Raw genomic sequence first — 20,261 nt, 5'->3', positions numbered from 1 at the left:
GGGAAGGACGGCCCATCCACATGCCCGCAGACCTCGCCGTCATCGGACTCGGTCACCTCGGCCTGCCCCTCGCCCAGGCCGCCGTGGCCGCGGGCATCAACACCGTCGGCTACGACACCGACCCCCGCCCGTTCGCCGAGCTCTCCGCCGGCCGCACCCCCGTCGAAGGCACGCTCACCGCCTCGGAGATCCGCCGGATGCTCGCGGGGGGCTTCCGGCCCACCATCGACCCGGCCGAGCTCGGCCGGGTCCGTACCGCGGTGATCTGCGCGCCCACACCCCTCGGCGCCGACCGGGCCCTGGACCTCACCGCGGTGGGGGAAGCGGCCCGCGCCCTCGCCGCCCGGCTGCGCCCGCACACCACGGTCCTGCTGGAGTCGGCCGTGCCGCCCGGCACGACGGAGGGCTTCGTCCGCCCCCTCCTGGAGGAGGGTTCGGGGCTGCGCGCCGGACGCGACTTCCACCTCGCCTGCTCGCCCAGCCGGCTCGACCCCGGTAACCGCGCCCACGTCTACGCCAACATCCCCAAGGTCATCGGCGGCCTCACCTCCGCCTGCACCGAATCGGCCGCCGCGTTCTACGGACGGCTCACCGACAAGGTCGTACGCGCCCGCGGACCGCGCGAGGCCGAGATGACGAAGGTACTGGAGACCAACTTCCGGCACGTCAACATCGCCCTGGTCAACGAGATGGCGGTGCTCTGCCACGAACTCGGCGTCGACCTGTGGGACGTCATCAGGTGCGCCGAGACAAAGCCGTTCGGCTTCGAGCCGTTCCGCCCGGGCCCCGGCGTCGGCGGCCACGGCGCCCCGGTGGACCCCGGCTTCCTGCCGTACAACAGCCGTACCCCGGTCCACCCCCTGCGGATGGTCTCGCTGGCCCAGGACATCAACGACCGGATGCCGAGTTACGTGATCCAGCGCTGCGCCACTCTCCTGAACGAACACGGCAAGTCCGTCCGCGGCGCGCGGGTCCTGCTCCTCGGCGTCACCTACAAACCGGATCTCGCCGACCAGGAGGCGTCCCCGGCCCGGGAGATCGCGATGCGGCTGATGGACATGGGCGCCCAGATCGGTTACCACGACCCGCACGTCCTGGACTGGCGCGTACGCGAACTCCCCGTCCCGCGCGCGGACTCCCTGTACGAAGCGGCGTCGAGCGCGGACCTCACGCTGCTGCTGCAGCACCACCGTACGTACGACCTCCAGGGTCTCGCGGTGAAGGCCCAGCTCCTCCTGGACACCCGCGGCGCCACCCCGGCCGGAGCCGCGCACCGGCTGTGAGGCCTGTCCCCCCGGAGGCCAGTCCCCCCAAAAGGATTCCGGTGGGAGTTGTCGCAGGCGACTGCTAGCCTGCGGCGTCACTTCTCGCACAGTCGTGCGTATGCATCCCAGGGGGGATCCCACCATGAGCCAGCCCGTGCCGCCGTCGAACCAGCCACCGCAGCCGTACGACGCCCAGCCCGGCGGCAACCCGTTCGCGGACCAGCAGCCCGGGCAGCCGACGGCGCAGCCCGGGCAGCCCGGCGTGCCGACCGGAAACCCGTTCGCCGGTCAGCAGCCCGGCCAGTTCGGCCAGCCCGGTCAGCCCGGTCAGCCGGGGCAGTTCGGCGGCTCGCCGTTCGCGCCGGCCGCTCCCGCCCGCAACAACGTCGTTCTGGGTGCGGTCAGCGCCGTGGTCACGGCAATCGTCGCGGCGGTCCTCTACGGGGTCATCACCGGCGCGATCGAGCGCGAGTTCGGCTACATCGCCATCGGTGTCGGCTTCCTGATCGGCTTCGCCGCGGGCAAGGTCGGCGGCAGCAACCCGGTCCTGCCGGTCGTCAGCGCGGTCCTGTCGCTCGGTGCGGTCTACCTCGGCCAGATCATCGGCATGGCCGTGATCGTGGCCGACCAGTCCGGCGCCTCGTTCACGGACATCTTCTTCGACAAGTTCGGTCTGCTGACCGACGCCTGGAGCGAGGCCGCGGACTTCAAGACGTACCTGTTCCTCGCCATCGGCGCCTTCGCCGCCTTCGGCGGTACCAAGAAGGCGAGCGACTGACCGCACACATACGGGAGGGCCCGGGCCGCATGCGCATCGCAAGCGGCCCGGGCCCTCCCTCATGTCCGGGGACGATCAGCGGCGGTGCTGCGAGTCCGCCACCGTCACCTCGACGCGCTGGAACTCCTTGAGGTCGCTGTACCCCGTGGTCGCCATCGCCCGGCGGAGCGCGCCGAAGATGTTCATCGAACCGTCGGGGGTGTGCGAGGGGCCGGTGAGGACCTCCTCCGTCGTCCCGACGGAGCCCAGGTCGACCAGCTTGCCGCGCGGCACGTCCTCGTGGACGGCCTCCATGCCCCAGTGGCGGCCGCGGCCGGGCGCGTCCGTCGCGCGGGCCAGCGGGGAGCCCATCATCACGGCGTCCGCACCGCAGGCGATGGCCTTCGGGAGGTCACCGGACCAGCCGACGCCGCCGTCCGCGATCACGTGCACGTACCGGCCGCCGGACTCGTCCATGTAGTCGCGGCGCGCCCCGGCCACATCGGCGACCGCGGTCGCCATCGGGACCTGGATGCCGAAGACGTTGCGCGTGGTGTGCGCGGCGCCGCCGCCGAAGCCGACCAGGACACCGGCCGCGCCGGTCCGCATCAGGTGCAGGGCCGCGGTGTACGTGGCGCAGCCGCCGACGATGACCGGGACGTCCAGCTCGTAGATGAACTGCTTCAGGTTGAGCGGCTCGGCCGCGCCCGAGACGTGCTCGGCGGAGACCGTGGTGCCGCGGATGACGAAGATGTCCACACCCGCGTCGACGACGGCCTTCGAGAACTGGGCGGTGCGCTGCGGCGAGAGTGCGGCGGCGGTGACGACACCGGAATCGCGCACCTCCTTGATGCGCTGCCCGATCAGCTCCTCCTGGATCGGGGCCGCGTAGATCTCCTGGAGGCGGCGGGTCGCCGACTCGACCGGCATCTCGGCGATCTCGTCGAGCAGCGGCTGCGGGTCGGCGTGCCGGGTCCACAGGCCCTCGAGGTTCAGGACGCCGAGGCCGCCCAGCTCACCGATCCGGATCGCGGTCTGCGGGGAGACCACGGAGTCCATGGGGGCGGCCAGGAACGGCAGCTCGAACCGGTAGGCGTCGATCTGCCAGGCGATCGAGACCTCCTTCGGGTCGCGGGTGCGACGGCTCGGAACGACGGCGATGTCGTCGAATGCGTACGCCCGGCGGCCGCGCTTGCCGCGCCCGATCTCGATCTCAGTCACGATGGTGTGGCCTTTCCCTCTACGTCTGCGTTTCCCAGTATCCCCGACACACGGGTGAGGGGCGGTCCCGGTGTGCCCGGACCGCCCCTCACCTGTGCTGATGCGTTACTTCCTGCTGTAGTTCGGCGCTTCGACCGTCATCTGGATGTCGTGCGGGTGGCTCTCCTTGAGGCCCGCCGAGGTGATCCGGACGAACCGGCCGTTGGCCTGGAGCTCCGGAACGGTGCGGCCGCCGACGTAGAACATCGACTGGCGCAGACCGCCGGTGAGCTGGTGGACCACCGCGGAGAGCGGGCCGCGGTACGGGACCTGGCCCTCGATGCCCTCGGGGACCAGCTTCTCGTCGGAGGCGACGCCCTCCTGGAAGTAACGGTCCTTCGAGAACGACTTGCGGTCGCCACGGGTCTGCATCGCGGCGAGCGAACCCATGCCGCGGTACGACTTGAACTGCTTGCCGTTGATGAAGAGCAGCTCGCCCGGGGACTCCTCGCAGCCCGCGAGCAGCGAGCCGAGCATCACGGTGTCCGCACCGGCGACGAGTGCCTTGGCGATGTCGCCGGAGTACTGCAGACCGCCGTCCCCGATGACCGGGACGCCGGCCGCCTTGGCGGCGAGCGAGGCCTCGTAGATCGCCGTGACCTGCGGGACGCCGATACCGGCGACCACGCGGGTGGTGCAGATGGAACCCGGGCCGACACCGACCTTGATGCCGTCGACACCGGCGTCGATGAGCGCCTGGGCACCGTCACGGGTGGCGATGTTGCCGCCGATGACGTCGACGCCGGACGCGTTCGACTTGATCTTGGCGACCATGTCGGAGACGAGGCGGGAGTGGCCGTGCGCGGTGTCGACGACGATGAAGTCGACGCCCGCCTCCACGAGGGCCTGGGCCCGCTCGAAGGCATCGCCCGCGACGCCGACGGCGGCGCCGACCAGCAGCCGGCCTTCCTTGTCCTTCGCCGCGTTCGGGTACTTCTCCGCCTTGACGAAGTCCTTGACCGTGATCAGGCCCTTGAGGACCCCGGCGTCGTCGACCAGCGGAAGCTTCTCGATCTTGTGTCGGCGCAGCAGCTCCATGGCGTCGACGCCGGAGATGCCGACCTTGCCGGTGACGAGCGGCATCGGCGTCATGACCTCGCGCACCTGGCGCGTGCGGTCCGACTCGAAAGCCATGTCGCGGTTGGTGACGATGCCGAGCAGCTTGCCCGCGGCGTCGGTGACCGGCACGCCGCTGATCCGGAACTTGGCGCACAGCTCGTCGGCGTCGCGGAGCGTCGCGTCCGGGTGCACCGTGATCGGGTCGGTCACCATGCCGGACTCGGAGCGCTTCACCAGGTCGACCTGGTTGGCCTGGTCGGCGATGGAGAGATTGCGGTGCAGCACACCGGCGCCGCCCTGCCGGGCCATGGCGATCGCCATCCGGGCCTCGGTGACCTTGTCCATCGCGGCCGAGAGCAGCGGGATGTTCACCCGCACATTCTTGGAGATGTACGAAGAGGTATCGATCTGGTCGGGCGCCATGTCGGACGCGCCGGGCAGCAGCAGCACGTCGTCGTATGTCAGCCCGAGCGTCGCGAATTTCTCGGGCACTCCGTCGACGTTTGCAGTCATGACACCTTCCCCAAATGGCCTTGATCGGTGCGGATGTCCATGCTAACGGGCTCCAGGGGTGTCTCATTCCACGAGCAAGATCACCCAGAGGTTCTGTAGCTTCGTACGGAACTCCGCAGCGGGGCGCAGCCGGTGCTGTGACTACTGCTCGGCGAGGGCCCGCAGCCTGCTCAGCGCACGGTGCTGGGCGACCCGGACCGCACCCGGCGACATGCCGAGCATCTGTCCGGTCTCCTCGGCGGTCAGGCCGACCGCGACCCGCAGAACCAGCAGCTCGCGCTGGTTCTCCGGCAGATTGGCGAGGAGCTTCTTGGCCCAGGCGGCATCGCTGCTGAGCAGCGCGCGCTCCTCCGGCCCGAGCGAGTCGTCCGGCCGCTCCGGCATCTCGTCGGAGGGTACGGCCGTCGATCCCGGGTGCCGCATCGCGGCCCGCTGGAGATCGGCGACCTTGTGGCCGGCGATGGCGAAGACGAAGGCTTCGAAGGGTCTGCCGGTGTCCTTGTAGCGCGGCAACGCCATCAGCACCGCGACACAGACCTCCTGCGCCAGGTCCTCCACGAAGTGGCGGGCATCACCGGGCAGCCGGTTCAACCGGGACCTGCAGTAGCGCAGCGCGAGGGGGTGGACATGGGCCAGCAGATCATGAGTGGCCTGCGCGTCGCCGTCGACGGCACGGTGCACCAGGGCAGCGATCACCGTCGTCTCGTCGTCGCGCATCGAACCATGGTGCCTCGGTGCCGCTTCATCTGCGGCACCTCGTCCGTAGTTGTGCACCGAAGCGTTATGAGCGGGTGCGCCGGAAGTCATGTCCTGCGCCCTCCCCTTCCGCTCGACCGAATCGTTCCCGAGGAACTCCACATCTCAAGGATGCGTCATCGGCCGGGAAGCGTCACATACCGAGGCTGCCGGACGCCCGATCGGCGGTCTTCCGCACCCCTCGCCCCGTCCGCCGGAGTGCGGACGGGGAAGCGGCCGGCTACCGGTCATGGCCGGTCATCAGCGGACCAGACCCCAGCGGAAGCCGAGCGCCACGGCGTGCGCCCGGTCCGAGGCGCCGAGCTTCTTGAACAGCCGCCGGGCGTGGGTCTTCACCGTGTCCTCGGAGAGGAAGAGCTCGCGCCCGATCTCCGCGTTGGAGCGGCCGTGGCTCATCCCTTCCAGCACCTGGATCTCACGCGCGGTGAGCGTCGGCGCCGCACCCATCTCGGCGGACCGCAGCCGACGCGGGGCGAGCCGCCACGTCGGATCGGCCAGCGCCTGGGTGACGGTCGCCCGCAGCTCCGCGCGGGAAGCGTCCTTGTGCAGATATCCGCGGGCCCCGGCGGCGACCGCGAGCGCGACACCGTCCAGGTCCTCGGCGACGGTCAGCATGATGATCCGGGCCCCGGGGTCGGCGGAGAGCAGTCGCCGGACCGTCTCCACACCCCCCAGACCGGGCATGCGTACGTCCATCAGAATCAGATCCGAACGGTCGGCCCCCCAGCGGCGGAGGACTTCCTCGCCGTTGGCCGCCGTCGTCACACGCTCGACGCCGGGCACGGTCGCGACCGCGCGGCGGAGCGCCTCTCGGGCAAGCGGGGAGTCGTCGCAGACGAGGACGGATGTCATGACCGTCCTCCGCAGCTGATGCGCGTCACCTTGAGCCTCCAGGCTGAATACAAGTCGTCACCTGTGCGGTTGACGCTCTCGGACATCTGCCCGATCGCTTTTTCTGCCAACCGCCTCCGCACTCTCAACGATGGTCACTCGAAAGAGTTACGGGTCCGACGGCCGGGTTCGGCACTCTACGTGAGGGGTCGCACACGGAGGAGAGCGGCGCGGATCGTCAAGACCTCAACCGAATTTTCACTTGAACGCACGCCCGATTTTGTGGGTTTTCTTCCCTTTTGCTGGTGTCTGTGGCTAGATTCGCAATCAGTCATATTTACATCTACTAGCACCGTAGATGTACGGTCATGGGCACGGTCACACGACGGACGACAACGACGTTTCCGACTCAGCACGGTTTCGAGGGGACAAGCAATGGCAGATTTCTCCCGCCTTCCCGGACCCAACGCCGATCTGTGGGACTGGCAGCTGCTGGCGGCCTGCCGTGGGGTCGACAGCTCGCTGTTCTTCCATCCGGAGGGTGAGCGCGGAGCCGCGCGAAGCGCCCGCGAGAACTCGGCGAAGGAGGTCTGTATGCGATGCCCGGTACGCGCCGAGTGCGCAGCGCACGCCCTGGCGGTACGTGAGCCCTACGGGGTGTGGGGCGGACTGACCGAGGACGAACGCGAGGAGCTCATGGGCCGGGCCCGCAACCGCCTGATCGCGGCGGTGAGCCCTTCGGGGATGCCCGCCTCGTCCGGGCACGGTTGATCCAACGGACCGCACACGACAACCGAAGAAACGTTCCTGCGCCCCATGCCCCGGAGAACCGGGCCGTCGGCGTGCGACGGCACCGCGCCCTAGCGGGTGGCCGCCAGGGACAGCTGGTCCAGAGTGGCCGCCACTGCGGGGACCTGGGCCAGGTCGGGCAGGGTCAGCGCAACGATCTCGCGCTCGATCGCCGGCTCCACCGCGACGGTGCCGGCCCCCTTGGGGCGCACCGACTCGATCGCCAGCTCCGGCAGCACGGCGACTCCCAGACCGGCGCCGACCAGACCGATCACCGCGGGATAGTCGTCGGTGGCGAAGTCGATCCGGGGCGTGAAGCCGGACTCCTCGCAGACCTCCACCAGCTGCCGTCGGCAGCGCGGGCAGCCCGCGATCCAGGACTCGTCGGCCAGTTCGGCGATCCCCACCGCATCCGCACCGGCCAGCCGGTGCCCGTCGGGGACCAGGCCGATCAGCCGGTCGGTGAGCAGCGGGCGTACGACCAGGTCCTCCCACTCGGCGCCCGATGAGCCGTAGCGGAACGCCAGCGCGATGTCGCAGTCACCCTCCCGGAGCATCTCGACCGAGCGCGGCGGCTCGGCCTCGACCAGGGAGACCCGGGTGCCCGGATGGGCGGCCCGCAGGGCGGCGAGGGCGCCGGGGACCAGCGTGGAGCTGCCGCTGGGGAACGAGACGAGCCGGACCCGGCCGGCCCGCAGCCCGGCGATCGCCGCGACCTCCTCCTCGGCGGCGGTCAGCCCGGCGAGGATGCCGGAGGCGTGGCGCACCAGCGCCTCACCCGCCTGGGTGAGGCGCATCTCGCGGCCCGTGCGGATGAGCAGGGTGGTGCCCACCGATGACTCCAGCGCCTTCATCTGCTGGCTGACCGCGGGCTGGGTGCAGCCCAGTTCGCGCGCGGCCGCCGAGAACGAGCCGGTGGCGGCCACGGCGCGCAGGACACGGAGATGACGGGCTTCGATCACCCCTCAACCATAAGAGGCGCTTGGATCGAATGCGAATTATTCGCGTGTGACTTTGGGGGCCGACTCGCTAGCGTTCTCCCAGCGATGCCGAGGGAGCCGATGGAGCCGTGGAGCCGATGACACCGAAGACACCGAAGACGATCCTGACCGTGAATGTCGGGCGGGCCAGGGCCGTCGACTACACCGACGCCCCCGGTGGCGCGACCGGGATCGACAAGCGGCCGGCCGACGGCCCGGTGCGGGTCACGGACCCCGGCCCCAAGGGCACCGGCGGCAGCGGGCTGGCCGGGGACGCGGTGTGCGACCTGCGTCATCACGGCGGTTCGGACCAGGCGGTGTACGCGGTCGCCCGCGAGGACCTCGACGTCTGGGAGCGCTCGCTCGGCCGCTCGCTGGCCAACGGCGCGTTCGGCGAGAATCTGACGACCGCCGGACTGGACGTGAGCGACGCGAGGATCGGCGAGCGCTGGCGAATCGGCTCCGACCTGGTGCTGGAGGTGACGTCGGGGCGCATCCCGTGCCGTACGTTCGCCGGTCACCTCGGCGAGCGGCGCTGGGTGAGGCGGTTCACGGAGGAGGCCGCTCCGGGTGCCTACCTGCGGGTGATCGAGCCGGGTGAGATCCGCGCCGGGGACCCGGTCGAGATCGTGCGCCGACCGGACCACGGCGTCACCGTGCGGATGCAGTTCCTGGCGGTGACGGTGCGACGGGAGCTGCTGCCGGAGTTGCTCGCGGCCCGGGACGACCTCCACCCCGAGACGCTGCGCTCGGCCCTGAAGTACGTGGGTTCACAGGCACCGGGCGAGTGATCCGTCCGGCGCGCGGGGCACTAACGTGCCGCGTATGACGACTGCACTGATCACAGGCGCAACCGCGGGGATCGGGGCCGCCTTCGCGCGGCGTCTCGCGGCCGACGGGCACAACCTGGTGCTGGTGGCACGGAACACCGAGCGACTCCGGGAGCAGGCCACCGAACTCCACGACCGGCACGGCATCGAGGCCGAGGTACTGACCGCCGACCTCTCCGAGGACGACGGAATCGCCTCGGTCGAGGCACGGCTGACGGACCGTCCGCACCCCGTCGACCTGCTGATCAACAACGCCGGGTTCGGCAACAAGGGCCGGTATCTGGACGTGTCGATGGCCGATGAGCTGAAGATGCTGAAGGTGCACTGCGAGGCGGTGCTGCGGCTGACCTCGGCGGCCGCGGCCGGCATGAAGGAGCGCGGCCGGGGCGGAGTCGTCAACGTCGCCTCGGTGGCGGCGTTCGTCCCGCGCGGCACCTACGGCGCGTCCAAGGCGTGGGTCGTGCAGTTCACCCAGGGCGCGGCGAAGGACCTGGCCGGATCGGGGGTGCGGCTGATGGCGCTGTGCCCCGGCTTCGTACGGACCGAGTTCCACGAGCGTGCCGGGATGGGGACCGGCAACATTCCGGGCTGGATGTGGCTCGACGCGGACAGACTGGTCGCCGCGGCGCTGGCGGATCTGGCGCACGGGAAGTCGGTGTCGATCCCGGACGCGCGGTACAAGGCGCTGATGGGGCTGGTGAAGGTGGCGCCCCGCGGCCTGCTCGGAGGGGTCACCTCCAAGACAGGCCGCAAGTACGGGCCTCAGTAGTAGGGGACCGCTCCGGTACGGACCGGGCGGTGCGGAACGCGGCGGGCGGGCCTGACGGCCCGCCGGTCATCGGACGCCGTGGCCCGCGTAAGCGCCGATGTTGGGGGCACCGGGCCTCAGCCTGTTGCCGAACCAGTCCCTGCCGCCGTTGTTCTCGACGACGGCTCCGGCGGCGAGGGCCGGCGAGCCCGCGCCGAGCCTGAAGTCGTCCCGCAGCTGCGGGTCCTCGGTGACGCCGCCGGGGTTCGGACGGGTCATGTCGATGCCGTAGAAGGCGTTGTGGTCGAACGAGAGCCCGGCGGTCGGGTTCTTGAAGGCGTAGCCGCCGGTGCCCTCGCTCACGAAGACGTTGTTCCGCACGGACAGTTCGTGCCGGGTGGTGGCGGGGCTTCCGGCGTCGTCCTGCCCTGGGCCTGTACGCGTGGAACACCAACACCCACGGTGAACCGGGCTTCTACCCGCTCGTCGTCACCGGCTCGCTCCTCGCCGTGATCCCCCTGGTCGTCGCCTTCGTCTCCCTGCAGCGGCACTGGAAGGCGGGTCTGACCGCCGGAAGCGTCAAGTGACCGCCGTGTGCCCCCTGAGCCGACCGCCCTCCGAGGAGTCCGAGTCCCGCCATGTCCCACGCCACTGACAACCGGCCGGAAGCCCTGCTGGCCATGGATCCCGGCATCGCCGACCAGCTCCTCGCCGACCGTCACCGCGCCCGGCTCGCCGCCCTCACCCGTACCGATCCGCACTTCGTCGCGCACGACCTGGCCGACCCGTCGCCGGCGGCGGCCGTCGCGCTCGCCGGGGCCGAGGTGCTGTTCACCGGATGGGGCGCGACCCCGCTGACCGCCGAGGTGCACGCGGCCGGTTCCGTGAAGCACCACATCACGGAGGCCTGCTGGGAACGCGGGATCGCCGTCACCTCGGCGGCCGGGGCCAACGCGCTGCCGGTCGCCGAATTCACCCTGGCCGCGATCCTCTTCGCCAACAAGCGTGTCCTGTACGCCGCCCACCTCTACCGCGGGCTGCGTACCCGGCACGACTGGCTCCGGGAGCTCGCCGGCTCCGGCAACCACCGCCGTACGGTCGGCATCGTCGGCGCGTCCCGCATCGGCCGGCGCGTGATCGAGCTGCTGCGCCCCTTCGACCTGGACGTCCTGCTGTACGACCCGTACGTCGACGCCGTGGAGGCGGCCCTGCTGGGCGTACGGCCGGTGGAGCTGGACGAGCTGTGCGCCGGGAGCTCCGTCGTCTCCGTCCACGCGCCGCAGCTGCCGGAGACGCACCATCTGATCGGCGCGGCCCAGCTGTCGGCCATGGCGACGGGCACCACCCTGATCAACACCGCGCGCGGGTCCCTGATCGACGAGGACGCGCTGCTCCCCGAGCTGAGGAGCGGGCGGCTGCACGCGGTCCTGGATGTGACAGAGCCCGAACTCCCGCCCCCGCTCTCGCCGTTGTACGACCTGCCGAATGTGCTGCTGACCCCGCACGTCGCGGGCTCGCTCGGCAATGAGCTGCACCGGATGGCCGACCACGCGCTCGACGAGCTGGAGCGCTTCGCGGCGGGTCTGCCCTTCGCGGACCCGGTGCACGCCGGATCCCTGCGGCGCCAGGCCTGAACCCGGGACGCGGAAGGCCCCCGTTCCCACCGCTGAGCAGCGGTGGGAACGGGGGCCTTCGGCGGTGGTGCGGCCTGCGTCAGTGCGAGTGGCCGTGGCCGCCGTGGCCGGCCTCGGCCTCGTCCTCGGCCGGCTTCTCGACGACCAGGGTCTCGGTCGTCAGCAGCAGCGACGCGATGGACGCGGCGTTCTCCAGCGCGGAGCGGGTGACCTTGACCGGGTCGATGACGCCGGCCTTCACCAGGTCGCCGTACTCGCCGGTCGCGGCGTTGAAGCCCTGGCCCTTGTCGAGCTCGGCGACCTTCGAGGTGATGACGTAACCCTCGAGACCGGCGTTCTCGGCGATCCAGCGCAGCGGCTCGACGGCGGCGCGGCGCACGACCGCGACACCGGTGGCCTCGTCGCCGGTCTTGTCGAGGTTGCCCTCGAGGACCTTGACGGCGTGGACCAGAGCGGAGCCACCACCGGAGACGATGCCCTCCTCGACCGCGGCGCGGGTCGCGGAGATGGCGTCCTCCAGACGGTGCTTCTTCTCCTTGAGCTCCACCTCGGTGGCGGCGCCGACGCGGATCACGCACACGCCGCCGGCCAGCTTCGCCAGGCGCTCCTGGAGCTTCTCGCGGTCCCAGTCGGAGTCCGTGGAGTCGATCTCGGCCTTGATCTGGTTGACCCGGCCCTTGACGTCGCCGGGCTCGCCGCCGCCGTCCACGATCGTCGTGTCGTCCTTGGAGACGGTGACGCGACGGGCGGAGCCCAGCACGTCCAGACCGGCCTGGTCGAGCTTGAGGCCGACCTCCTCGGCGATGACGGTCGCACCGGTGAGGGTGGCGATGTCGCCGAGCATGGCCTTGCGGCGGTCACCGAAGCCCGGGGCCTTCACCGCGACGGCGTTGAAGGTGCCACGGATCTTGTTGACGACCAGGGTCGACAGGGCCTCGCCCTCGACGTCCTCGGCGATGATCAGCAGCGGCTTGGAGCCACCGGCCTGGATGACCTTCTCCAGGAGCGGGAGCAGCTCCTGGATCGAGCCGATCTTGCCCTGGTGGATCAGGATGTACGGGTCGTCGAGGACGGCCTCCATACGCTCCTGGTCGGTCACCATGTACGGGGACAGGTAACCCTTGTCGAAGGCCATGCCCTCGGTGAACTCGAGGTCCAGACCGAAGGTGTTGGACTCCTCGACGGTGATGACACCGTCCTTGCCGACCTTGTCCATCGCGTCCGCGATGAGCTCGCCGACCTGCGAGTCCTGCGCGGAGAGCGCGGCCACGGCGGCGATGTCGGACTTGTCGTCGATCGGCCGGGCGGTCGCGAGGAGCTCCTCGGACACGGCCTTGACCGCGGCGTCGATGCCCTTCTTCAGGGCGGCCGGGGAAGCACCCGCGGCGACGTTGCGCAGGCCCTCGCGGACGAGTGCCTGGGCGAGCACGGTGGCGGTGGTGGTGCCGTCACCCGCCACGTCGTTGGTCTTGGTCGCCACCTCCTTCACCAGCTGGGCACCGAGGTTCTCGTACGGGTCGTCGAGCTCGACCTCACGCGCGATGGTGACACCGTCGTTGGTGATGGTGGGGGCGCCGAACTTCTTGTCGATGACGACGTTGCGGCCCTTGGGGCCGATCGTCACCTTCACCGTGTCGGCAAGCTTGTTGACGCCGCGCTCAAGGGCACGACGGGCGTCTTCGTCGAACTTCAGAATCTTCGCCATGGGAGCTGAACTGTCCTCTCGAACGAACTGCGCCCCCGACCACCCGGCTTGTTATCTCGCTGGGGGCCAGGGGCGCAGAACGGAAGCAAACGTGGGTGAATTACTTCTCGATGATCGCGAGCACGTCGCGAGCCGAGAGGACGAGGTACTCCTCGCCGTTGTACTTCACCTCGGTGCCGCCGTACTTGCTGTACAGCACGATGTCGCCGGTGTTGACGTCGAGCGGCAGGCGCTCGCCGTTCTCGAAGCGGCCCGGGCCCACGGCCAGGACGACGCCCTCCTGGGGCTTCTCCTTGGCGGTGTCCGGAATGACCAGGCCAGAGGCCGTGGTCTGCTCGGCGTCGAGCGGCTGGACCACAATGCGGTCCTCAAGCGGCTTGATGGCAACCTTGGAGCTGGTGGTCGTCACGATCCGGCCTCCCCCTTCGGAGATCTCGGGGTTAACTGCGGGGTTAACTGTCTGGGGTGGCGATCAGGTGGGTCCGTCGTCGCGGGTGCCGGACCTGGCGATCGCACAGTACTGCTGGCACTCTCCATCGGGGAGTGCCAGAGCTGACACTATGACCGCGATTAGCACTCGGTCAAGCGGAGTGCCAATTCAGTCCGGTCGTGGCGCCGGGCCGCCGGGCGGCCTCGATCGGGACGACGTGAGGGGAACACGCGGACCGGAGGCGCCGCCGCGCACGACGCCGGGAAGACACGGTCCGGGAACGCCGAGTCACCTCCGCCCGCACCCCGGCCCGGTGCCCGTCCCGTCGGACGGTTCCGGCCGGTACGGCCGCAGACGACTCGGCGGCGACGACACCGGGGAGCGCCCGGACCGCGGCGGACGGCGGTGCGGGCCGCAGCGGACGGCCGTCGGGTCGACCCGCCCCCGGTCCTCCCGCACCCCCGCCGACGGCTCCGGTTCCGCGCCCGCCGCCGGTTCCGGTGCCCGGTGCGGCCGGTGCACCTTCTGCGCGGCCTTCCGCCCCAGCCGTTCGATCGGGTCGACCGACTGCGCACACCCCGCGACGGGGGCCAGCAGCACCCCTGCCGCCAGCAGGCCGGCCAGCAGCCGGCGCGCCCTGTTCATACGCGGTCCTCCGGCCGGGCCGCGGCGCATCCGCCGCCCGCGATCACCTTCACGGCGGCGCGGACCAGGCCGGCCCTGGAGCCGTCCCGGCCCCGGACCACGCGGCCGGGGCCGTGTCGCAGGGCGCCCGGCCCGCGCACCTTCACACCCGTACTCCCTTTTGTCGTACAAGCTGCATGGTTGCGCATACTGCCAGCGCCCGTTCGAACGCTCCGTCCGACACCTCCGCCGGGTCCGCCCGGTCCCCCGACTGGCTCACAATGGGCCGGTGAACGCCTTCGACCCGAGTGACCCCACCGACCCGCTCGCCGCCCTCCTGGCCCTGCGCACCCCCGAGGGCGCGGCGCTCCTCGCGGAACTGCGCTCGTACGACCCCGCCCAGGAGCTCGCCACCGCGACCCGGCTGCGCCGCGGCCACCCGGCCCCGCTGGTGTCGGCGGCGCTCGGACAGGCGCGGCTGCGGCAGCGGGCGGTGGCGAAGTTCGGCGCGGACGACGCGTACCGGATGTTCTTCACCCCGAACGGGGTCGAGCAGGCGACCCGTACCTCGGTCGCCACGCAGCGCGCCCGGCGGTTCGCCGAAGCGGGCGTGCGCTCGGTCGCCGACCTCTGCTGCGGGATCGGCGGTGACGCCCTCGCCCTCGCCCGCGCGGGGATCTCGGTCCTCGCCGTGGACCGTGATCCGCTGACCGCCGAGGTGGCCCGGGCCAACGCCGCCGCGCTCGGCCTCGACGATCTGATCGAGGTGCGCTGCGCCGATGTCACCGAGATCGACACGTCCGGGTACGACGCCGTCTTCGTCGACCCGGCCCGGCGCGGCGGACGCGGCCGGATCTTCGACCCCGAGGCGTACTCCCCGCCGCTGTCCTGGGCGACCGGCGCCGCGCTGGCGGCCCCCCACGCCGCGCTGAAGATCGCCCCCGGCATCCCGCACGAGGCGATCCCCGCGCAGGCGGAGGCCGAGTGGATCTCGGACGGCGGCGACGTGAAGGAGGCGGTGCTCTGGTTCGGGGAGGGGTTCACGGCGGGCTCGTACCGTGCCACGCTGCTCCCGGCCGGCGCGACCCTGTCGGCGCCGGGCGTGCTGCCCGCCCCGCCCGTCGGACCGGTGGGCCGCTATCTGTACGAGCCGGACGGGGCCGTGATCCGCGCCCATCTGGTCGCCGACATCGTGGACCGGTGCGCGGGCCGGCTGGTCGACGAGACGATCGCCTACGTCACCAGCGACGAACCGTACGACTCCCCGTACACCTCCGCGTACGAGATCACCGACGTGCTGCCCTTCCACATGAAGCGGCTGAAGGCGCTGCTGCGGGAGCGGAAGGTCGGTGTGCTGACCGTCAAGAAGCGGGGCTCCGCCGTCGAACCGGAGGAGCTGCGACGGAAGATGAAGCTGCAGGGCCCGAACGCGGCGACGGTGTTCCTGACCCGGGTCGCGGGAGCGCCGACCATGCTGGTCGGCCACCCCGTGCGGCCCGGGACGCCTTAGGCCGACCGGCAATTGCCGGTCGGTCTCAGGACCTCCGGGGGGAGGCCGTCAGGCCAGGTCGGTCAAATCGTCGGCGTACACCTGCGAGAGCGGCTGCGGCCCCACGTACTGCTGGCAGTTGCACTGCCCGGCTTCGAAACGGACCGGCTTCTTGCTCTCGTCCCAGGCCGTCGGCACCTCGACGCGCTCATGGCACTTGCCCCGCTTGTCATGTTTGGCGAGGTGGTGCGTGCAGCCGCAGACCGGCTCCGGCGGCCGGTGCGCCGCCTCGACGGCCAGCCGTTCCTGCCTGCCCGCTTCCAGGAGTTCCAGCTTGCGTGCGTGCCGGTTGCGCAGCGCCGTACGGACGTTGTCGACCGCCCATCCGAAGCCGCCGGTCCAGAAGATGATCAGTAGCCACCAGTACCACTCCATGTGACACCCTCCCCCTGTGCGGTCACCGCTACGCGGCCAGGATAGGCGCGGGGTCAGCGGTGTGCGCCACCTCCGGCGGAGAACGGCGGCCGACCGGGGGCGGGCGCCCCGGCCAGCACCCGCAGCGCCCAACGGCGGTGGGCGAAAGCCTTGGTGACACCGATCAGGCCGAGCAGCCACGCGATCAGGCCGAGTCCCATACCGAGGGCGATCGTGCCGTAGGTGTCCTCGCCCGCCTCGGCGCCCGCCGGTACGGCCACGCAGAGGTACAGCCCGGCCGCGCACAGCGCGATCGACGACAGCATCCAGACGAGGCCGATGCCGGGCGCCCGCAGACGCGCGTCGCCGGCCGGATCACGGTCCAACGTGCCCCAGGCGTCCAGCAGTCGGCGGATCCGCCGGTCGCGGCGCAGACCGACGACGACGAAGGCCACCGGCGGCACGGCGCAGCAGACGCCCAGTGCGGCGAGCACGACACCGACGGCGGCGCCGAAGATGTCGTACGACTCCTCGAACGTGATGAGCGCCGTCCCCACCAGTGACCAGCCGAGCGCGCACAGGGCGCCCCACAGCCACAGCAGGCCCAGCCGCCCCGGCGCCACGTGCATCTTCACCAACTCGCCCAGGACGAAGGCCCGGTCGGCGAGCAGGGCGCCGCGGTCCGGCCAGGAACGCAGCTCCACGGGCGGCGGGGGTGGTGGCAGTGCGCGGTGAGCCATGGGCCAGACCCTACCGACCGGACACCGGCACGGTTCGGCGTGCCTTGCGTTCGTGCGTGCTCCAGCTCGTAACGTCCAGATGCACGCATCGGACCGAGGGAGAACCTTGTGCAGTACACACTTTTCGGCCGGACCGGCCTGCGGGTGAGCGAGCTCAGCCTCGGCGCCATGACCATCGGCGACGACTGGGGCTGGGGGGCGACGAAGGGGACGAGTGCCCGGATCGTCGACGCCTACGCGGACGCGGGCGGCAACTTCATCGACACCGCCAACAACTACACCAACGGCAGTTCGGAGACGATCCTCGGCGAGCTGCTGGAGGGGCGCCGGGACGGTTTCGTACTCGCCACGAAGTACAGCTGCGCCACCCGGTCCGGCGATGTGAACGCGGCGGGCAACCACCGGAAGAACCTGGTCCAGTCGGTCGAGGCGAGTCTCGCCCGGCTGCGCACCGACCGCATCGACGTCCTGTGGGTGCACGCGCGCGACAACTTCACCCCGGTGGAGGAGGTCATGCGCGCCCTCGACGATCTGGTGCGCGCCGGAAAGGTGCTCTATCTCGGCGTGTCGGACTGGCCGGCCTGGGAGATCGCGCAGGCGAACACCCTGGCCGAGCTGCGGGGCTGGACCTCGTTCGCCGGTTCGCAGCTGCGGTACAGCCTGCTGGAGCGCACCCCGGAGCGCGAACTGCTCCCGCAGGCACGCGCCTTCGACCAGGCGGTGCTCGCGTGGAGCCCGCTCGCCGGCGGCAAGCTCACCGGGAAGTACCTGCGCGGCGAGGCGGGACGGCTGGACTCGCCCGCCTTCGACAGCCGGCTCGGCCACCACGAGGAGGCGACCGTGCGGGCGGTGCTGGACGTCGCCGAGCAGGGCGGATACAGCCCGGCGCAGGTGGCCCTGGCGTGGCTGCGCCGGCAGCCCGGGAACATCGTCCCGATCATCGCCGCCACCAAGGAGAGCCAGCTCGCCGACAACCTCGCCAGTGTCGGCGTCGAACTGGACGCCGACGCGCTGGAACGTCTGGACGCGGCGAGCGAGGTGCCGCTCGGCTTCCCGCACGACTTCCTGAGGGAACCGGAGATCACGAAGAACATCTACGGGGACCGCTGGACGGACATCGCGGACCGGCGGTCGACCTACCGCCGGACGGCGAACGGGATCCGCTGAGGACCCGGGCGGCCGCCCGGATCGCCCGGGAGCCCGTGCGGCGGTGCGGCCGGACGCGGGTGCGGGTCGAGCGGGGCCGGCCGGCGGAGGGACACCGGGGCCGGCCCGCTCCGGCTCAGTCGTACTGCTCGCTGTCCAGGTAGTCGCCGTACGCGTCGGGGTCGTCCGCCGACCGGGTGGCCTCGTCGGCGGTGCCGACCGCGTCCGGGTCGGTCTCCGGCTCGCCGGTGTAGTCGTACAGGTCGGACATGGTGGCTCCTCTCCCGACGGGCACCCGATGCGCCCCGGTCACCCCGTCAACGAGGCTGCCGGATCCGCCGGTGCGCCCGCTGGATCGGAGTGACTCCATGCGGATGACCGGGGCCACCTCAGTGGCGTACAGCCCGATCGGCGGTCGACCGGCCGGGGGCCGGCTCCGCGGCGGACGGGCGGCCTCGGCGTCAGGCGTTGCGCAGCGCCTCGATGTCGAGCTTCCTCATGCCGAGCATGGCCTTCATGGCCCGGGCCGCCTTGGCCGGGTCAGGGTCGGAGAGCGCCTCGGAGAGACCGCGCGGCACGATCTGCCAGGACAGCCCGTACTTGTCCTTGAGCCAGCCGCACTGGCCCTCCTCACCACCCCGGGTGAGCGTCTCCCACAGCTCGTCGACCTCCGCCTGCGACTCGCAGTCGACGGTGAGTGAGACCGCCTCGGTGAAAGGGAACTGCGGGCCGCCGTTGAGCGCCACGTACTCCAGGCCGGCCAGCCGGAACTCCACCGTCATGACCGTGCCCGGCTCACCCGGCGACGCCTCCGGGTAGTGCGTCACGCCCAGGACCTCCGAGTCGCCCTTGAAGACGGAGACATAGAAGTTCGCGGCCTCCTCGGCCTGGCTGTCGAACCACAGGAAGGTCTTGATCTTCTGCATGGCCTGCTCCTCGGCTGTCGGTACGGGTTCGGCTGTGCAAGGTAGACCGGGCGGACCGCGGAAAGTCATCGCGCCGCGCCGGTCCCCTCCTCCGCGCGGGCCAGCAGCAGTGCCCGCTCGCGCGCGTTGCGGGTCAGCCCCGCCGCCCGTACGAACTCCGCCCGCGCCTCCTCCGTACGCCCGAGCCGGGCCAGCAGGTCGCCGCGCACGCTCGGCAGCAGGTGGTATGTGGCCAGCGCCTGGCTCGCGGCCAGGGCGTCGACCAGGGCGAGCCCCGCCTCCGGGCCCTCGGCCATCGAGACGGCGACCGCCCGGTTCAGCTCCACCACCGGCGACGGGGCAGCCCGGGCCAGCAGACCGTAGAGCGTGGCGATCACCTTCCAGTCGGTCTCCTCGTACGTCACCGCGTGGGCGTGGCACGCGGCGATCGCGGCCTGCAGGGCGTACGGGCCGGGGGCGCCGCCCACCGCGTTCGCCCGCTCCAGCGCCGCGAACCCGCGCCGGATCAGCAGCCGGTCCCAGCGGGACCGGTTCTGGTCGGCGAGCAGGACGGGCGCCCCGTCCGGGCCGGTCCTGGCGGCGGTGCGGGACGCCTGGAGCTCCAGCAGGGCGGCCAGCCCGTGCACCTCGGGTTCCCCGTCCATCAGCCCGGCCAGCACCCGGGCCAGCCGGAGCGCGTCCTCGCAGAGCTGGGGGCGCAGCCAGTCGTCGCCCGCGGTGGCCGAGTAGCCCTCGTTGAAGATCAGGTAGATGACTTCGAGCACGGAGCCGAGCCGGGCCGCGCGTGCGGGGCCGTACGGCACCTCGAAGGGGACACCCGCCCGGCCCAGGGCGCGTTTCGCGCGGACGATGCGCTGGGCGACGGTCGGCTCGGACGCCAGGAAGGCCCGGGCGATCTCGTCGGTGGTGAGACCGCCGAGCAGTCGCAGCGTGAGCGCGATCCGGGCCTCGGTCGACAGCACGGGGTGGCAGGCGGTGAAGATCAGCCGCAGCAGGTCGTCGTCGATCTCGTCGCCGCCGGCGAGATCCGCGGGCTCCGCCGGCGGCACGTCCTCCAGGGTCCGTCCGACCTCGGCCAGCTTGCGCGCGTACGTCTCCCTGCGGCGTACGAGGTCGATCGCGCGGTGCCTGGCGGTGGCCATGAGCCAGGCGCCCGGTCTGTCCGGGACACCCGACTCCGGCCACTGTTCCAGCGCGGCGACCAGGGCGTCCTGTGCGAGTTCCTCGGCGATGCCCACGTCCCGCACGATGCGGGCGACGCCGGCGATGATCCGCGCGGACTCGATCCTGAACACCGTCTCGATCGCCTGGACCGCGCCTGCTTCCGTCACGGCCACCCATCAGAGCAGCCGTGCGGGAGCGGAG

At 71.3% G+C, this 20,261-nt stretch carries 23 protein-coding genes and 1 pseudogene; 9 read left to right on the top strand and 15 right to left on the bottom strand.

Features of this window, described 5'->3' with window-relative positions; all coding sequences use genetic code 11:
• Nucleotides 1-20: 20 nt before the first annotated feature.
• Entirely contained in the window at nt 21-1,283 is a 1,263-nt protein-coding gene (locus tag ACFVXE_RS13860) for a nucleotide sugar dehydrogenase (RefSeq protein ID WP_389671344.1), read from the top strand.
• A gap of 124 nt (nt 1,284-1,407) precedes the next feature.
• Entirely contained in the window at nt 1,408-2,043 is a 636-nt protein-coding gene (locus tag ACFVXE_RS13855; protein ID WP_389671343.1) for a hypothetical protein, read from the top strand.
• Between the two features lie 75 nt (nt 2,044-2,118).
• Here ACFVXE_RS13855 and ACFVXE_RS13850 read toward each other — a convergent pair whose 3' ends face one another.
• The 4 genes from ACFVXE_RS13850 to ACFVXE_RS13835 all read right to left on the bottom strand — a co-directional run bounded on the left by ACFVXE_RS13850 (nt 2,119) and on the right by ACFVXE_RS13835 (nt 6,462).
• Nucleotides 2,119-3,243, bottom strand: coding sequence for a GuaB3 family IMP dehydrogenase-related protein (locus ACFVXE_RS13850; protein WP_030914322.1), 1,125 nt, complete (start codon nt 3,241-3,243; stop codon nt 2,119-2,121).
• A gap of 105 nt (nt 3,244-3,348) precedes the next feature.
• Complete coding sequence (gene guaB / locus ACFVXE_RS13845; protein ID WP_389671342.1) at nt 3,349-4,854, bottom strand: IMP dehydrogenase; 1,506 nt, start codon at nt 4,852-4,854, stop codon at nt 3,349-3,351.
• A 141-nt stretch (nt 4,855-4,995) separates the two neighbouring features.
• Nucleotides 4,996-5,571, bottom strand: a complete 576-nt coding sequence (locus ACFVXE_RS13840; protein ID WP_389671341.1) for a sigma-70 family RNA polymerase sigma factor — start codon at nt 5,569-5,571, stop codon at nt 4,996-4,998.
• 279 nt (nt 5,572-5,850) lie between these two features.
• Complete coding sequence (locus ACFVXE_RS13835) at nt 5,851-6,462, bottom strand: response regulator transcription factor (protein ID WP_003948568.1); 612 nt, start codon at nt 6,460-6,462, stop codon at nt 5,851-5,853.
• Nucleotides 6,463-6,876: 414 nt separating this feature from the next.
• On the opposite strand from ACFVXE_RS13835, the gene ACFVXE_RS13830 reads away from it, so the two are divergent.
• Nucleotides 6,877-7,212 carry a WhiB family transcriptional regulator gene (locus tag ACFVXE_RS13830; RefSeq protein ID WP_389671340.1) on the top strand — a complete coding sequence of 112 codons (336 nt, stop codon included), beginning with the start codon at nt 6,877-6,879 and terminating at the stop codon, nt 7,210-7,212.
• A gap of 89 nt (nt 7,213-7,301) precedes the next feature.
• On the opposite strand, the gene ACFVXE_RS13825 is transcribed toward ACFVXE_RS13830, so the two are convergent.
• Nucleotides 7,302-8,192: a LysR family transcriptional regulator gene (locus tag ACFVXE_RS13825; protein ID WP_389671339.1), complete on the bottom strand. Its 891-nt coding sequence runs from the start codon at nt 8,190-8,192 to the stop codon at nt 7,302-7,304.
• A 116-nt stretch (nt 8,193-8,308) separates the two neighbouring features.
• Here ACFVXE_RS13825 and ACFVXE_RS13820 point away from each other — a divergent pair, with 116 nt between their 5' ends.
• Together ACFVXE_RS13820 and ACFVXE_RS13815 are read left to right on the top strand one after the other, a co-directional pair.
• Nucleotides 8,309-9,001: an MOSC domain-containing protein gene (locus ACFVXE_RS13820; protein WP_389671338.1), complete on the top strand. Its 693-nt coding sequence runs from the start codon at nt 8,309-8,311 to the stop codon at nt 8,999-9,001.
• Nucleotides 9,002-9,035: 34 nt separating this feature from the next.
• Nucleotides 9,036-9,809, top strand: a complete 774-nt coding sequence (locus ACFVXE_RS13815; RefSeq protein WP_389671337.1) for an SDR family NAD(P)-dependent oxidoreductase — start codon at nt 9,036-9,038, stop codon at nt 9,807-9,809.
• Nucleotides 9,810-9,875: 66 nt separating this feature from the next.
• On the opposite strand, the gene ACFVXE_RS13810 is transcribed toward ACFVXE_RS13815, so the two are convergent.
• Nucleotides 9,876-10,169 (bottom strand): hypothetical protein, encoded by a 294-nt coding sequence (locus ACFVXE_RS13810; RefSeq protein WP_389671336.1) that lies wholly within the window; start codon nt 10,167-10,169, stop codon nt 9,876-9,878.
• A 44-nt stretch (nt 10,170-10,213) separates the two neighbouring features.
• Here ACFVXE_RS13810 and ACFVXE_RS13805 point away from each other — a divergent pair.
• Nucleotides 10,214-10,375 (top strand): annotated as a pseudogene (locus ACFVXE_RS13805) (carbohydrate ABC transporter permease); the annotation flags it as partial.
• 51 nt (nt 10,376-10,426) lie between these two features.
• Nucleotides 10,427-11,422: a hydroxyacid dehydrogenase gene (locus ACFVXE_RS13800; RefSeq protein ID WP_389671335.1), complete on the top strand. Its 996-nt coding sequence runs from the start codon at nt 10,427-10,429 to the stop codon at nt 11,420-11,422.
• 79 nt (nt 11,423-11,501) lie between these two features.
• Here the strand turns inward: ACFVXE_RS13800 and groL are convergent, their stop codons facing one another.
• From groL to ACFVXE_RS13780, 4 genes are all read right to left on the bottom strand, one after another.
• Nucleotides 11,502-13,127 (bottom strand): chaperonin GroEL, encoded by a 1,626-nt coding sequence (gene groL / locus ACFVXE_RS13795; protein WP_356124256.1) that lies wholly within the window; start codon nt 13,125-13,127, stop codon nt 11,502-11,504.
• A 100-nt stretch (nt 13,128-13,227) separates the two neighbouring features.
• Nucleotides 13,228-13,536, bottom strand: coding sequence for a co-chaperone GroES (groES, locus tag ACFVXE_RS13790; RefSeq protein WP_037688098.1), 309 nt, complete (start codon nt 13,534-13,536; stop codon nt 13,228-13,230).
• 309 nt (nt 13,537-13,845) lie between these two features.
• Entirely contained in the window at nt 13,846-14,202 is a 357-nt protein-coding gene (locus ACFVXE_RS13785; RefSeq protein WP_389671334.1) for a hypothetical protein, read from the bottom strand.
• Nucleotides 14,199-14,348: a hypothetical protein gene (locus tag ACFVXE_RS13780; protein ID WP_389671333.1), complete on the bottom strand. Its 150-nt coding sequence runs from the start codon at nt 14,346-14,348 to the stop codon at nt 14,199-14,201. The genes ACFVXE_RS13785 and ACFVXE_RS13780 overlap by 4 nt, the downstream gene beginning before the upstream one ends.
• 122 nt (nt 14,349-14,470) lie before the next feature.
• On the opposite strand from ACFVXE_RS13780, the gene ACFVXE_RS13775 reads away from it, so the two are divergent.
• Complete coding sequence (locus ACFVXE_RS13775; RefSeq protein WP_389671332.1) at nt 14,471-15,691, top strand: methyltransferase domain-containing protein; 1,221 nt, start codon at nt 14,471-14,473, stop codon at nt 15,689-15,691.
• A 48-nt stretch (nt 15,692-15,739) separates the two neighbouring features.
• On the opposite strand, the gene ACFVXE_RS13770 is transcribed toward ACFVXE_RS13775, so the two are convergent.
• Together ACFVXE_RS13770 and ACFVXE_RS13765 are read right to left on the bottom strand one after the other, a co-directional pair.
• Nucleotides 15,740-16,105: a hypothetical protein gene (locus tag ACFVXE_RS13770; protein WP_389671331.1), complete on the bottom strand. Its 366-nt coding sequence runs from the start codon at nt 16,103-16,105 to the stop codon at nt 15,740-15,742.
• Between the two features lie 53 nt (nt 16,106-16,158).
• A complete protein-coding gene (locus tag ACFVXE_RS13765) occupies nt 16,159-16,824 on the bottom strand; it encodes a hypothetical protein (RefSeq protein WP_389671330.1) in 666 nt (221 codons plus the stop codon).
• A 108-nt stretch (nt 16,825-16,932) separates the two neighbouring features.
• On the opposite strand from ACFVXE_RS13765, the gene ACFVXE_RS13760 reads away from it, so the two are divergent.
• Nucleotides 16,933-17,991 carry an aldo/keto reductase gene (locus ACFVXE_RS13760; protein WP_389671329.1) on the top strand — a complete coding sequence of 353 codons (1,059 nt, stop codon included), beginning with the start codon at nt 16,933-16,935 and terminating at the stop codon, nt 17,989-17,991.
• A 115-nt stretch (nt 17,992-18,106) separates the two neighbouring features.
• On the opposite strand, the gene ACFVXE_RS13755 is transcribed toward ACFVXE_RS13760, so the two are convergent.
• The 3 genes from ACFVXE_RS13755 to ACFVXE_RS13745 all read right to left on the bottom strand — a co-directional run bounded on the left by ACFVXE_RS13755 (nt 18,107) and on the right by ACFVXE_RS13745 (nt 20,233).
• A complete protein-coding gene (locus ACFVXE_RS13755; RefSeq protein ID WP_389671328.1) occupies nt 18,107-18,241 on the bottom strand; it encodes a hypothetical protein in 135 nt (44 codons plus the stop codon).
• A 190-nt stretch (nt 18,242-18,431) separates the two neighbouring features.
• On the bottom strand, nt 18,432-18,896 hold the full coding sequence (locus ACFVXE_RS13750; protein WP_389671327.1) for a VOC family protein: 465 nt from the start codon (nt 18,894-18,896) through the stop codon (nt 18,432-18,434).
• Nucleotides 18,897-18,961: 65 nt separating this feature from the next.
• The gene (locus ACFVXE_RS13745; protein ID WP_389671326.1) at nt 18,962-20,233 is read right to left on the bottom strand and encodes an RNA polymerase sigma factor; all 1,272 of its coding nucleotides are present in this window, start codon (nt 20,231-20,233) and stop codon (nt 18,962-18,964) included.
• Nucleotides 20,234-20,261 lie beyond the last annotated feature (28 nt).

The organism is Streptomyces sp. NPDC058231 (assembly GCF_042882275.1).
In the GTDB taxonomy this organism is placed as follows: domain Bacteria; phylum Actinomycetota; class Actinomycetes; order Streptomycetales; family Streptomycetaceae; genus Streptomyces.
This window is presented reverse-complemented; position numbering and strand designations above follow the sequence as displayed.